This window comes from Micromonospora sp. II (assembly GCF_001709195.1).
Taxonomy (GTDB): domain Bacteria; phylum Actinomycetota; class Actinomycetes; order Mycobacteriales; family Micromonosporaceae; genus Micromonospora; species Micromonospora chalcea.
This window is the reverse complement of record NZ_LYXF01000057.1, coordinates 296,346-308,545: the sequence shown is the minus strand read 5'-3', so window position 1 is coordinate 308,545 and position 12,200 is coordinate 296,346. Positions and strand designations below refer to the sequence as shown.

Annotated in this window: 15 protein-coding genes; 4 read left to right on the top strand and 11 right to left on the bottom strand. The window is 74.7% G+C overall.

From position 1 onward, the window contains the following. From A8711_RS24715 to A8711_RS33225, 7 genes are all read right to left on the bottom strand, one after another. Window positions 1-612, bottom strand: a complete 612-nt coding sequence (locus A8711_RS24715) for a malonic semialdehyde reductase (RefSeq protein ID WP_069089528.1) — start codon at window positions 610-612, stop codon at window positions 1-3. Then, entirely contained in the window at window positions 609-1,172 is a 564-nt protein-coding gene (locus A8711_RS24710; protein WP_043325522.1) for a flavin reductase family protein, read from the bottom strand. The genes A8711_RS24715 and A8711_RS24710 overlap by 4 nt, the downstream gene beginning before the upstream one ends. Beyond that, the gene (locus tag A8711_RS24705) at window positions 1,169-2,503 is read right to left on the bottom strand and encodes an LLM class flavin-dependent oxidoreductase (RefSeq protein ID WP_069089438.1); all 1,335 of its coding nucleotides are present in this window, start codon (window positions 2,501-2,503) and stop codon (window positions 1,169-1,171) included. The genes A8711_RS24710 and A8711_RS24705 overlap by 4 nt, the downstream gene beginning before the upstream one ends. Before the next feature lie 11 nt (window positions 2,504-2,514). Then, entirely contained in the window at window positions 2,515-3,366 is an 852-nt protein-coding gene (locus A8711_RS24700; RefSeq protein WP_069089437.1) for an ABC transporter permease, read from the bottom strand. After that, window positions 3,359-4,177 (bottom strand): ABC transporter ATP-binding protein, encoded by an 819-nt coding sequence (locus A8711_RS24695; protein WP_069089436.1) that lies wholly within the window; start codon window positions 4,175-4,177, stop codon window positions 3,359-3,361. Before A8711_RS24695 ends, A8711_RS24700 begins: the two co-directional genes overlap by 8 nt. Then, window positions 4,174-5,205, bottom strand: a complete 1,032-nt coding sequence (locus A8711_RS24690) for an ABC transporter substrate-binding protein (protein ID WP_069089435.1) — start codon at window positions 5,203-5,205, stop codon at window positions 4,174-4,176. The genes A8711_RS24695 and A8711_RS24690 overlap by 4 nt, the downstream gene beginning before the upstream one ends. A gap of 135 nt (window positions 5,206-5,340) precedes the next feature. Further along, window positions 5,341-5,418, bottom strand: coding sequence for a putative leader peptide (locus A8711_RS33225; protein WP_355097166.1), 78 nt, complete (start codon window positions 5,416-5,418; stop codon window positions 5,341-5,343). 264 nt (window positions 5,419-5,682) lie between these two features. On the opposite strand from A8711_RS33225, the gene A8711_RS24685 reads away from it, so the two are divergent. Next, the gene (locus tag A8711_RS24685; protein ID WP_064498970.1) at window positions 5,683-5,856 is read left to right on the top strand and encodes a DUF4236 domain-containing protein; all 174 of its coding nucleotides are present in this window, start codon (window positions 5,683-5,685) and stop codon (window positions 5,854-5,856) included. A gap of 114 nt (window positions 5,857-5,970) precedes the next feature. Continuing rightward, window positions 5,971-6,489 carry a potassium channel family protein gene (locus A8711_RS24680; RefSeq protein ID WP_064447224.1) on the top strand — a complete coding sequence of 173 codons (519 nt, stop codon included), beginning with the start codon at window positions 5,971-5,973 and terminating at the stop codon, window positions 6,487-6,489. Here A8711_RS24680 and A8711_RS24675 read toward each other — a convergent pair. Continuing rightward, on the bottom strand, window positions 6,455-7,357 hold the full coding sequence (locus A8711_RS24675; protein WP_064447223.1) for a hypothetical protein: 903 nt from the start codon (window positions 7,355-7,357) through the stop codon (window positions 6,455-6,457). The genes A8711_RS24680 and A8711_RS24675 overlap by 35 nt on opposite strands. A gap of 48 nt (window positions 7,358-7,405) precedes the next feature. After that, the gene (locus A8711_RS24670) at window positions 7,406-7,927 is read right to left on the bottom strand and encodes a VOC family protein (protein ID WP_069089434.1); all 522 of its coding nucleotides are present in this window, start codon (window positions 7,925-7,927) and stop codon (window positions 7,406-7,408) included. Window positions 7,928-7,977: 50 nt separating this feature from the next. Here A8711_RS24670 and A8711_RS24665 point away from each other — a divergent pair, with 50 nt between their 5' ends. Both A8711_RS24665 and A8711_RS24660 read left to right on the top strand, forming a co-directional pair. Next, the gene (locus A8711_RS24665) at window positions 7,978-8,448 is read left to right on the top strand and encodes a MarR family winged helix-turn-helix transcriptional regulator (protein WP_043330503.1); all 471 of its coding nucleotides are present in this window, start codon (window positions 7,978-7,980) and stop codon (window positions 8,446-8,448) included. Between the two features lie 48 nt (window positions 8,449-8,496). Beyond that, complete coding sequence (locus A8711_RS24660; RefSeq protein WP_069089433.1) at window positions 8,497-10,089, top strand: tetratricopeptide repeat protein; 1,593 nt, start codon at window positions 8,497-8,499, stop codon at window positions 10,087-10,089. A 4-nt stretch (window positions 10,090-10,093) separates the two neighbouring features. Here A8711_RS24660 and A8711_RS24655 read toward each other — a convergent pair whose 3' ends face one another. Then, complete coding sequence (locus A8711_RS24655) at window positions 10,094-11,497, bottom strand: cell wall metabolism sensor histidine kinase WalK (protein WP_069089432.1); 1,404 nt, start codon at window positions 11,495-11,497, stop codon at window positions 10,094-10,096. Beyond that, window positions 11,494-12,150 (bottom strand): response regulator transcription factor, encoded by a 657-nt coding sequence (locus tag A8711_RS24650; protein WP_043325535.1) that lies wholly within the window; start codon window positions 12,148-12,150, stop codon window positions 11,494-11,496. The genes A8711_RS24655 and A8711_RS24650 overlap by 4 nt, the downstream gene beginning before the upstream one ends. Window positions 12,151-12,200 lie beyond the last annotated feature (50 nt).

Genomic DNA, 12,200 nt, shown 5'->3' with positions numbered 1-12,200 from the left:
TCACAGCGTGCCGACCACCTCCTCGTAGGGCAGGCGCGGCAGCCGTTCCCGCCAGGCGTCCGGCGCCGGGCGGCCGATGTTCATCAGCAGCAGCACCCGGTGCCGCCCGTCCGGGAAGAACTCCCGCTCCACAGCGGCCGCGTCGAATCCGGCCATCGGCCCGGCGGCCAGCCCGGCGGCGCGTACCCCGACCAGCAGGTAGCCGATCTGCAGCGCGGCGTTGAACCGGGCCTGGGCCTCCCGGCCGGCCGGGTCGCCGGTGAACCAGTCGCGGGCGCCGGGTCGGTGCGGGAACAGCTCGGGCAGCCGGTCGTGCCAGTCCACGTCGGCGGCGAGCACGGCGGTCAGCGGCGCGGTCGCCGTCTTGTCCCGGTTGCCGGCGCTGACGTACGGCAGCAGCCGCGCCCGGGCCGCCGTCGAGCGCAGCAGCAGCACCCGCAGCGGCTGGGCGTTCATCGCGGTCGGGCCGTACCGGACCAGGTCGTGGATGGCGCGTACCTGCTCGTCGCCGACCGGTTCGTCGGTGAACGCGTTGGCCGTGCGGGCCGCCCGGAACAGCAGGTCCTGGGCGGCCCGGTCGAGCGCGATCAGCTCGTCGGCGGCGGTGGTCACCACGCCTCGGGCCAGTCGCCGAGCGTGGTGGTGTAGCCGCCGCGGTGGTGCAGCAGCGGGTCGCCGTCCTCGCCCGCGCCGAGCGCGAGCGGCTCGCCGAGCAGGATGGTGTGGTCGCCGGCCTCGATCCGGCGCACCACCCGGCACAGCAGCACGGCGAGCGCGTCGCCGATCAGCGGCACGCCGAACGGCCCGGTGGTCCAGCCCGGGTGGGCGCTGAACCGGTCGATGCCGCTGGTGGCGAAGATCTGCGCGATCTCCTGCTGGCCGGAGGCGAGCAGGTGCACGGCGACGTGCTCGGCCTGCTCGACGGTGGGCCAGCTCGACGAGGCGCGGCCCAGGCAGACCGAGACCAGCGGCGGGTCGAGCGAGACCGACGTGAACGAGGTGGCGGTGAAGCCGGCCGGCGGCAGGTCCGGCCGCATCCGGTTGCCGCGCAGGCCGGGGGTGGTGACCACGGTGACGGTGGACGCCTGGCGGCGCAGCAGGCCGCGGAACGAGTCGACGTCGACCGGGCGCAGCTCGACCGTTCCGGCGCCGGGCCGGTCCACGGTGGTCACGACGCCACCAGCTCACGGGTCGCGTAGACGCTGGCCGGCCGGGGCAGCCCGTAGTGCTCGCGCAGCGTGCGCCCGGTGTACGCGGACCGGAACAGCCCGCGCCGGCGCAGCAGTGGTACGACGTGGTCCACGAAGTCCTCCAGTCCGTCGGGGAGCAGCGGTGGCATGACGTTGAAGCCGTCGGCGGCGCCCTGGGTGAACCAGAGCTCGATCTGGTCGGCGATCTGTTCCGGGGTGCCGACCACGACGCGGTGGCCGCGTCCGCCGCCGAGGCGGCCGATGAGCTGGCGCAGGGTGAGCCGTTCCCGGCGGGCCAGTTCGACGACGAGCTGGTAGCGGCTCTGGTGCGACTGCACCGTGTCGGCGTCGGGCAGGTCGGGCAGCGGGCCGTCCAGCGGCAGCCCGGTCAGGTCGAGCCCGGTCATGCCGGAGAGCTGGGCGAGCGCGTGCTCGGGCACGATCAGGGCCTCCAGTTCGTCGGCGAGGTCGCGGGCCTCCTTCTCGGTACCCCCGAGGACCGGCGCGATACCGGGCAGCACCTTGACCAGTTCGGGATCGCGGCCGGCGTCGGCGGTGGCCCGTTTCAGCGCGGCGTAGAACGCCTGGCCGTCGGCGAGCGTCTGCTGGGCGGTGAACACGGCCTCGGCGTACCGGGCGGCGAACGCGATCCCGTCGGCGGACGAGCCGGCCTGCACCAGCAGCGGCCGGCCCTGCGGCGGGCGGGGCGTGTTCAGCGGTCCGCGGACCCGGAACCGCTCCCCGGCGTGGTCGATCTCGTGCACCCGGGTGGTGTCGGCGAAGACGCCCGCGGCGGTGTCCAGGACCAGCGCCTCGTCCTCCCAGCTGTCCCAGAGCTTGATCGCCACGTCGACGTACTCGGCGGCCCGCCGGTAGCGGTCGGCGTGCGCCGGGTGGTCGTCGAGGTTGAAGTTGCGGGCCTCCCGGGCCTGGGCGGAGGTGACGATGTTCCAGCCGGCCCGGCCGCCGCTGAGGTGGTCCAGCGAGGCGAACGCGCGGGCCAGGTTGAACGGTTCGGTGTACGTGGTGGAGGCGGTGGCGATCAGGCCGATGTGCTCGGTCGCGGTGGCGATCGCGGCGAGCAGCGTGAGCGGCTCGAAGACGGCCTGGATGTTGTGCCGTACGGCCGGTCCGACGGCGAGCCCGTCGGCGAGGAACACCGAGTCGAGCGTGCCCCGCTCGGCGATGCGGGCCAGGTTCTGGAAGTGGCGGACGTCGGCCAGGCGGTCCGGGTCGGCGCGGGGGTGCCGCCAGGCCGCCTCGTGGTGGCCGACACCCATCAGGAAGGCGTTGAGGTGCAGGGTCCGGGACATGGCGGTTCCTCTCAGGCGGTGGTGACGTCGACGCGCCAGGTGGAGAAGCGGCGTTCCCCGGCGACGAGGAGCTGGTTGACCACCAGCCCGATGGCGGAGATGGTGATGATCCCGGCGTACATGTCGGGGATCGCGAAGTTGTACTGCGCGTAGTTCACGAGGTAGCCGAGCCCGGCCTTGGCGCCGACCATCTCGGCGGCGACGAGCACCAGGATCGAGTACGCCCCGGCGAGCCGGACGCCGGTGAACACGGTCGGCACGGCCGCCGGCAGGATCACCTTCTGGAACAGCCGCAGGTGGTTGAGCCCCATCGAGCGGGCCGAGCGGATCAGCAGCGGGTCGACGCCCTTCACGCCGGCGACGGTGTTGAGCAGGATCGGCCAGGAGCAGGCGTAGACCACCAGGGCGATCTTCGACGTCTCGCCGAGCCCGAGGATGAGCACGAAGACCGGCAGCAGCGCCAGCGCGGCGGTGTTGCGGAACACCTCCAGCAGCGGGCTGAGCAGGTCCGCGAGCGGCCGGTACCAGCCGATCAGCAGGCCGAGCGGGATGGCGGTGACCACGGCGAGCGCGAGCCCGGTCAGCGAGCGGGTGAGGCTCGCGCCGACGTGGTCGGCGAGCTGGCCGGTGCGCAGCAGCTCCCACCAGGCGGCGAGCACCTCGGACAGCGGCGGCAGGAAGACCCGGTCGACCAGCCCGGCGCGGGGCACCGTCTCCCAGATCGCGGCCAGCGCCAGCAGCGCGGCGCTGCGGTGCAGCGCCCGGCCGCCGAGGCCGAGCAGGCGTCCGGGCCGGCGGGGCGCGACGGCCGGCGCGGGCGGGGCGGCCACCGGCCGGGCCGGTGGTGCGGCGACGTCAACCAACGCGGGCCTCCTCGCGTACGGCGGACTGCGCGGCGCGTACCTCGTCGCGCAGCAGCGTCCAGATCTGGTGCCGGTGGTGGCGGAACGCGCCGGTGGAGCGGACGTCCTCCTCGGCCTCCCGCTCGCCCAGCTCGATGTCGATGACCTGCTTGATCCGGCCGGGCCGGGACGTCATCACGGCGACCCGCTGACCGAGGTGCACCGCCTCGTCGATGCCGTGCGTGATGAACACGATCGTCTTGCCGGTGGCCTGCCAGATCCGCACCAGCTCGTCCTGCAGCGAGTCGCGGGTCTGCGCGTCGAGCGCGGCGAACGGCTCGTCCATCAGCAGCACGTCCGGGTCGTACGCGAGGCTGCGGGCGATGGCGACGCGCTGCTTCATGCCGCCGGACAGCTCGTGCGGGTAGCGGTCGGCGAAGCCGGTGAGCCCGACGAGGTCGAGGTGGTACGCGACCCGCTCGGCGCGCTCGGCGCGGGGCAGGCCCTTGGCCTCGAGTCCGAACGCGACGTTGCCGGCGGCGGTGCGCCAGGGCAGCAGCGCGTACTGCTGGAAGACGATGCCCCGGTCCAGGCCCGGCCCGGTGACCGGGCGGCCGTCCACGAGCACCTGCCCGGCGGTCGGGGTGGCCAGCCCGCCGAGCAGGTCGAGCAGGGTGGACTTGCCGCAGCCGCTGGGGCCGACGACGACGAGGAACTCGCCGGGGCGTACCCCGAGGGTGAGGTCGTCGAGCGCGGTGACCGCGCCGCCGCTGCCACGCCGGCCCGGGAAGACCTTGCGCACCCGGTCGAAGAGGATCTTGTCGGTGCTCACGCGCCACCACCGGGGGTCGCGGCGGCGTTGAACCGGTTGGTGTAGAGGTCGGACGGTTTCGGCCGCTCGCCCTTGAGTTCGCCGGTGTCGGCCAGCCAGTCGATCCAGGTGGCGAACTCCCGGTCGGTGATGAGGCCGCCGGGTTCGGCGACGCCGCTGGACTTCCAGTACTCGACGAGCGTGGTGTCCTCGTTGCGTCCGCGCTTGGCGATGATCGCCTTGAGCCGGGCCACCACGGTCTCGCGCGGCTGGGTGCGCGCCCACTCGATCGCCTTGCCCACCGCGGTGACGAACGTCCGGACGGTGTCCGGGTTACGGGTGAGGAAGTCGTCGCGGAAGACGTAGCTGCCGGCGCTGAACGCGCCGAGCAGTTCGTAGTCGGTGAAGACGGTGCGGATGCCGCCGTTCGCGACCGCCTTGTCGCGGATCACGCCGCCGAGCACGGCGACGTCGATCTGCCGGGCGCGCAGCGACTGCTCGGTGTTGACCGGCGGCAGCGCAACCAGTTCGACAGTGCCGATCTCGGCGGCGGTGAGGCCGCCGCGGGCCAGCCAGGTGCGCAGGACGGCCTCGGCGTGCGCGCCGAGCGTGTTCATGCCGACCCGCTTGCCGATCAGGTCGCGCGGGCCGCGGATCGGGCTGCCGTCGAGCACGTAGTAGCCCTGGAACGTCTGCGCGTCGGAGCCGTAGTAGCTGACCACCGCGGTGATCGGGGCGTTGGCGGCCTGGAGCTTGACGATCGCGCCGTTGAACGCGCCACCGAAGTCGCTCTGGCCGGTGGCGGTGGCCTGGATGTCGGCCGGGCCGCCGGTGACGTTGCCGATCCAGTTGAGTTTGACGTCACCGAGGTAGCCGAGGTCGGCGGCGAGTTCGGGGAGGGTCACCTGGCCCACCGAACCCTGGTAGCGCAGTTCCTTGGTCTGTGCGCCGGCGGCGGCGTCGGCGCCGCACGCGGTGGCGGTGGTGGTGAGGGCGAGCAGGGCGACGGCGGCGGTGAGGGCACGCCGCGGTGATCGGGTCGAGGGCATGGCGGAGTCTCCTGATCTGTCCACGATGCGGTGGAGGGGGCCCGCGCGGGGCCGGGGAGCACGCCGTGCCGCGCCGGGCCACGGTGCGCCGGCTGCGGGAACGGACGGGCGGAGAGGGAACGACGAGCGCTCGGCTCAACAGAGCGCGCTCGCGTGCCGGACCAGGTCGACGTGCACGCGAGCGGTGAGGAGAAGCTCGTTCCGCTGCGACATGCCCTCATGCTGCCGACCGTTCTCCACGCCGGTCAATGCCCTTCCATTCAGTGAGACTTTCATCGCTGGCTTTGTTACGACCCGCCTCCACCAGCATTTACGACTCCTTAACACCTACCCGTTGGATAGAGATTTTGCCGGGCGGCAGTCCCACCGTCCAGAGCGGACCGGGCAGGGTTTCGCGAATCGTCGATCCGGGCATGTTCGATGCCGCGAAGGCACGCAGACGACTGCAGAGGCAGGGAGACGAAGGAGGCACCCCCGATGGGCGTCCAGTTCCGCAAGCGTAAGAAGTACGGGCCGCTGATCCTCCACTTCACCCAGAACGGCTTCTCGTCGTGGAGCATCAAGATCGGCCGCTGGTCCTGGAACTCGAACACCCGCGCCCACCGCGTGGACCTTCCGGGGCCACTGTCGTGGAAGCAGGACAAGGCCTGACCTTCCCAGGCGACGAGCGGGGTGCCGGCGACGTGCCGGCACCCCGCTCGTCGTCTGCGGGCCGGGTTCGCGGTTCCGCCCGCCACGGCGTCCCCGTGACCGGAGAATCGCCGCATGACGGACCTGTCCCTGCGGCGGATACGACGGCGGGCCGTGGCGGCCTGCGCGCTCATGCTGGTCGGCTACTTCCTCGTGCCGGTCGAGGCCGACCCGAACGGCCTGCGGCTGGCCCTGCGCTCGATCGGCACGGCGATCCTGGTGGCCGTGATCGCGTTCCTGGTCACCGGTCAGGTCCGCCGCCAGCTCGTCAAGGACCAGCCGACCGGCCGGGACGAGGACCGGGCGCTCACCCGGCTCGCGGTCGCGCTGATCGCCGGACTGCTGGTCTTCGCGCTCGGCGACTACGTGGTGGCGAACACCCGGCCCGGCGAGTTCGTCGGCCTGCGCACCCGGGTCGACGCGCTCTACTTCGCGCTCGCCACCCTCACCACTGTCGGCTACGGCGACGTGCACGCCCAGGGCCAGATCGCCCGCATCGCGGTGTGCGCGCAGATGGTGTTCAGCATCGGTGTGGTCGCCACCGGAGCCTCGATCGTGGTCAAGCAGATGACCCAGCGTTCGGGGCGGCGCTGATCAGCACGTCCCCGCCGAGCCGGCCGTGCTCGGGATCGCGGGTCGCCGCGCCGGAGGCGAGCAGCGAGGCCAGCGCCCGGTTGGCGTCGGCGGCCCGGTAGACGGTCGCCGTGGTGGCGAAGCGGCGCAGCTCGGTGACCGTACGCGGACCGGAGCGGGCCAGCTCGGCCAGCAGTTCCCGGCGCAGCGGGCCGGGCTCGGGTTCGAGCGAGATGTCGAGCAGCCGCCCCTGCGGGTCGGCCGGGTCGCGGTAGCGCACCCCGGCGTACTCGTCGACCGCCCAGAGCGCCTCCTTGACCGTCTCCAGCCCCTTGTCGGAGCCGGTGGCGTAGCCGAGCAGCCGCGCCGGGGCGTCCCCGTCGGGCACCAGCTCGACCTCGGTGGCGAGCGGGAACCCGGCGGCGCTCAGCGCCGGGCGCAGTGACCGGCCGGGCACGGTGACCAGCAGCAGCTCGGCCGGGCGGCCGGACGCGGCGGCGGCGAGCAGGGCCGGGTCCGGGTCGGCGCCGTCGGCCACGGTGAGCAGCGGCGCGCCGGCCGCGCCCGCGGCCTTGAGCGCCACCGGCAGCCGGTCCGGTCCGCCGGGCACCAGGTGCACGGCGACGTCGGCCGGGAGCGCGGCCTCGGCGGCGCCGAGCCGCGTCGCCAGGTCGGTGCCGTCGTCGGCCACCACCAGCACGGTCAGCCGCCGCCCGCGCAGCCGGTCGGCGAACTCGGCCACCACCCGCAACGCCTCCTCCGCCCCGGTGGCGTCACCCCCGGCGTACGCGAGCGCGAGCGTGGCCCGCCGCGCCCGGTGCAGCGCGGCGGGGAGCCAGTGGTCGAGCTGGCGGACGAGCAGCTCGCGCAGGACGGCGTCGGTCGACATGGTGCCGTTTCTACCGCACGGCGCGGTGGGACCGGCCGTGAACCCCGCTCAGACCGGGACGGAGATGCCCACGCCGCCGCGGGTCTGCCCGCCGTAGCGCTGCCGCTCGCGGTCCAGGTCGAGCCGCCCGATGCGGGTACGCGCGGCCAGCGCTGCGTCGTCGAGCAGCTCGGCCGGGACGATCCAGACGATCTCGAACTCCAGCCCGTCCGGGTCGCGGCCGTAGAGGCTCTTGGTGGTGCCGTGGTCGGACGCGCCGACCAGCGCTCCGGCGGCGGCCAGCCGCTCGGCGGTGGTGCCCAGCTCGTCGAGCGTGTCCAGCTCCCAGGCCAGGTGGTAGAGGCCGACGGTGGCCCGGCCGGCCTGGGACGCCCCGGCCGCCGCGCCGATCTCGAACAGCCCGAGGTCGTGGTCGTTGGTGGAGTCGGGCGCCTGGAGGAACGCGGCGCCGCGGAAGCCCTCGGGCGTCATCGGGACCCGCCGGAAGCCCAGCACGTCGCGGTAGAAGGCGACGCTGCGCTCCAGGTCACTGACGTAGAGGACGGCGTGGTTGAGTCGGTGGATGCCCATGCCACCGACCGTACCCCGGTTTTGTTGAGCGTTCAACTATCGGCGCTATGATGGGCGTCATGACCCGGTGGCTGGACCCCGACGAGCAGCGGACCTGGCGCGCCTTCCTGACCGCCTCCCGGGCGCTGATGGACGCGCTCGACCGCGAGCTGCAACGCGACGCGGGCATGCCGCACGCGTACTACGAGATCCTGGTCCGCCTCTCCGAGGCCCCGGACCGGCGGCTGCGGATGAGCGAGCTGGCCGAGCTCACCGGCTCCTCGCGCAGCCGGCTCTCGCACGCCGCCGCCCGGCTGGAGGCGTCCGGGTGGATCCGCCGCGAGGACTGCCCCACCGACCGGCGCGGGCAGATCGCCGTGCTCACCGACACCGGCTTCGCCACCCTGGCCGCCGCCGCGCCCGGCCACGTCGAGGGGGTACGCCGGCACCTGTTCGACGCGCTCAGCCCGGCCCAGGTCGACCAGCTACGCCGGATCAGCGAGACGCTCGCCGACCACTTGACGGATTCGGGACCAAACTGATCCACTCCGGGTCTTGTACATACCGTCGCCGGACGAGCACGATGGGGCGTGTCCTCCGGCTTCGCTGACCTGACCGTCCAGGCGCACCAACTGGTGTCCGAAGGCGACCTCACCGGCGCGGAGCGGCTGCTCGCCGACGCGCTCAGCGACGCCGATCCCCGCCCCGACAACGCCTCCCCCGAGCTGGCCGAGGCGGCCGGACTCCAGGCCCGGGTGCTCGTCGCGCTCGGCGAGCCGCACTCCGCCCGCGGCTGGGCCGCGTTCGCGTACGCGGCCGCCACCCGGCTGTTCGGCCGCTCCGACGAGCGCACAGTCACCGCCGCCGCGACGCTCGCCGCGGTGCTGCACCGGGTCGGCAGCGACGCCCGGGCCGCCCGGCTCTACTCCGACGTCATCATCGAGCTGACCGCCCGCGACGGCCCGGAATCGCAGCGGGTGCTCGCCGCGCACGCCGACCTGGCCACCGTGGAGTACGCGCGCGGCCAGTGCGAGGTGGCCCGCGACCGGTTGCAGGACGCCTGGGAGCTGCACCGGGAGGTCTACGGCGACGGCCACCCCAGCGGCATCAAGATGCTGGCGAAGCTCGGCGCGATGGAACGCGACTGCGGCCGGTACGCCGAGGCGCACGAGCACCTGACGCTCGCCGAGGAGCTGTGCCGCCAGCACCTGGACCCCGACGACCCGCTCGCCGCCCAGGTGGCCGGGCTGGCCCGCGCCGCCGCCGACCCGGACCACGTCTGCCCCGCGCCCCCGCCCGCGCCCGCTCCCGAGCCGCCGCCCGCCCGCACCACGCCGGTGGTGCCCGCCGCGCGGGTCCCCCCGCAGGACGAAGGGCCGCACGACCTGCCGCCGTACAGCCCGCCCGCGCTGGACGAGCCGGTCGAGACGCCGCTCTACCACCCGCCCGGCCGGGCCGCCGAGACCGCGCACGTGCCGACGCCGCGTACCGCGCCCGACGCCGACGCCGACGCGCTCGACGACTACCCGTGGCCGCCCGACGAGCCGGCCGACCAGCTGTGGCGCCCCGGCGCGGACCCGCTGCCGCCCACTGTGGTCGGGCTCACCGGCGACGAGCCGGACGGCGTACGCCGGGTGCCACCGGCCCCGCCCGAGCCGCCGTCGCGCTACCTGCCGGTGCACGTGCCCCGGCCACCGGCCGCCGAGCGGCGCACGCTGCCCTGGCTGCCGCTCGTGGTGCTCGGCGTGGTGGTGGCGCTGCTGCTCGGCACCATCGCGGTGATCGCCGGGGTGTCCCGGGTGGACGACCGCCGCGACACCCCGCCACCGGCCACCGGCGCACCGGCCTCCAGCGCGCCGCCGCCCACCTCCGCCGGTCCCGCGCCGTCCACTCCCGCCGCCGCCAAGCCCGGTACCCCGCCCGGCAGCTTCACGCTCACCGACCGCCGCGACAGCATCGTGCTGAGCTGGACGTACCCGGCCGGCGCGGAAGGACCGGTGGTGGTCGCCGGCGGCCGTGCCGGGCAGCCGCAGGGCACGTTCGCCACGCTGCCCGCCGGCTCCGCCGACTACATCGCCTACGGGCTCGACCGCACCACCGACTACTGCTTCACCGTCGCGCTCGTCTGGTCCACCGACACCGTCGCCCGCACCGGCCCGGTCTGCACCACCCGCCGCCGCTGACCGTTCACTCCGCGTCCGGCTCGGCCAGCGCGGGCAGCCGTACCGTCGCCCGCAGTCCCGGCGCGGCGGCGCCGGGCGTCGCGTCGGCCAGCTCCACCGCGCCGCCGGCCCGGCGCACCAGCTCACGCACGATCGCCAGGCCCAGGCCCGCGCCGCCCGCGTCGCGGGCCCGCGCGTCGTCCAGCCGGGTGAACCGGGCGAACACCCGCTCCCGGTCCGCCGCCGGGACGCCCGGCCCGTCGTCGGTCACCGTGACCAGGTGGTACGCCCCGTCCGGCCCGCTCACGGCCAGCTCCACGCCGGTACGCGCGTGCCGCAGCGCGTTGTCCACCAGGTTCACCAGCACCCGGCGCAACTCCCCCGCGTCCCCCTCGACCCACAGCGGCCCGTCCGGCAGCGTCAGCCGCAGCGGCGGCGACGGGTAGCGGGCCGCCACCGCGCGCGCCAGCTCGCCCAGCTCCACCGGGCCCACCGGCGCCGGCCGGGCGTCCTGCTCGTCCAGCCGGGCCAGCAGCAGCAGGTCGTCCACCAGGCGGCTGAGCCGCTCGGTGTCGGCGAGCAGGTCGTCGGCGACCGCCGGCCAGTCGGTGTCGTCACCGAGCCGCCGCGCCACCTCCAGCTCGGTACGCATGTTCGTCAGCGGGCTGCGCAGCTCGTGCGCGGCGTCGGCGACGAACGCCCGCTGCCGGTCCCGGGACGCGGCCAGCCGGTCCAGCATGTCGTTGAGCGTGACCGCGAGCCGGTGGATCTCGTCCTGCCCGGCCGGTACGGGCAGCCGCTCCGCCCCGGCCCGCCCGGTGATCTCGGCGGCGCCGCTGCGCAACTGCTCAACCGGTCGCAGCGTCGCGCCCACCACCCGCCAGGCCACCACCCCGAGCCCGGCCACCAGCAGCGGGAAGCCCACCAGCAGCAGGTTGCGGACCACGCGCAGGCTGTGCCGCACGTCGGTGAGCGACTTGGCGACCAGCACCGTACGCGGCTCCTGCGGCGTGCCGGCCGGCACCGTGACCACCCGGACCGGGCCGGGCATGCCGGCGCGCCGCCCGTCCACCACCAGCCGCTGCCGCTGCCCGGGCCGCAGCTCGTCCGGGCCGAGCATCGGCACCAGGCGGTCCGCGTCGATCGAGGCGGCCCGGATCCGGCCCTGAACGTCGACCACCTGCACCCGCAACTGCCCGCCGGCCACCGGCAGCGGGTCCGGCAGCGCGTCCTCGGCGGTGAGCAGCGCCACCGCGTCGGCGGTACGCAGCGCCTCCTCGTCCACCGAGCGCTGCAGCGTCCAGCCCAGCGCGCCGACCAGCAGCGTCCCGCCGAACGCGAACCCGACCGCCAGCCCCAGCACACCCAGCGCGAGCAGCCGGGCCCGCAGGCCGAGGCGCGGCAGCGGCCCGCGTACCCAGCGGCTCACGTGGCCAGCCGGTAGCCCGCGCCGCGTACCGTCTCCAGCCGCTCCCGGCCGATCTTGCGGCGCAGGTAGCCGACGTAGACCTCCACCGCGTTCGGGGCGGTGTCGACCGAGGCGTCCCAGACGTGGTCCAGCAGCTCGGTCTTGGAGACCACCTCGCCGGGGCGGCGCATCAGGTAGTCCAGCAGCGCGTACTCGCGACTGGTCAGCACCACCTCGGCGTCGGCCCGGGTGACCCGGCGGCGGGCCGGATCGAGGCGCAGGTCGCCGACGGTGAGCACGGTCGGCCGGCGGGGCGCGCCGCGACGCAGCAGCGCCCGCAGCCGGGCCAGCAGCACCACGTACGAGAAGGGCTTGGTCAGGTAGTCGTCGGCGCCGCAGTCCAGGCCGTCGGCCTGGTCGTACTCGCCGTCCTTGGCCGACAGCATCAGCACCGGCAGCCAGCGCTGCTCGGCGCGCAGCCGGCGCACCACCTCGTAGCCGGACAGGCCGGGCAGCATCACGTCGAGGATCATCGCGTCGTACTCGCCGTGCCGCGCCGCGTCCAGCCCGGCCGGGCCGGTCGCCGCCACGTCCACCGCGAAACCCTCCGCCGACAGACCACGGCGCAGCGCCGCCGCGAGCCGCGTCTCGTCCTCCACCACCAGCAACCGCACCGGTCCAGGGTGCCACCATGGGGTCACCCGTAGGGGATCTCCTCAGCGTG